Origin of the sequence: Exiguobacterium sp. UBA3968 (assembly GCF_002385115.1) — a bacterium.
Lineage (GTDB): Bacteria > Bacillota > Bacilli > Exiguobacteriales > Exiguobacteriaceae > Exiguobacterium_A.
This window is the reverse complement of record NZ_DGCW01000001.1, coordinates 2,271-2,710: the sequence shown is the minus strand read 5'-3', so window position 1 is coordinate 2,710 and position 440 is coordinate 2,271. Positions and strand designations below refer to the sequence as shown.

Genomic DNA, 440 nt, shown 5'->3' with positions numbered 1-440 from the left:
TCGACCGCATGAAAAACCTCGGATTCAAACACTCGACTCGTGCCGGTATCACGGTAGGGATCGCGGACATCATCGTTCTTCCGGATAAACAAGAGATTCTTGTTGAAGCCCAGGACAATGTCGACCGCGTCATGAAATCGTACCGTCGTGGTCTCATCACAGAAGACGAGCGCTATGAGCGCGTCGTTAAATCGTGGAATGATGCGAAGGATGAAATTCAGTCTCGTCTGATGAAATCCCTCAACCGTCTCAACCCGATCTTCATGATGAGTGACTCCGGTGCCCGTGGTAACGCGTCGAACTTCACGCAGCTCGCTGGTATGCGTGGACTCATGGCCGCTCCAAGTGGACGGATCATCGAGCTCCCGATCAAATCATCGTTCCGTGAGGGTCTAACGGTACAGGAATACTTCATCTCGACACACGGTGCGCGTAAAGGT

At 52.5% G+C, this 440-nt stretch carries 1 pseudogene; it reads left to right on the top strand.

The window, feature by feature from the left end:
- A pseudogene (locus tag B3S86_RS00030) lies at positions 1-440 on the top strand (DNA-directed RNA polymerase subunit beta'); the annotation flags it as partial.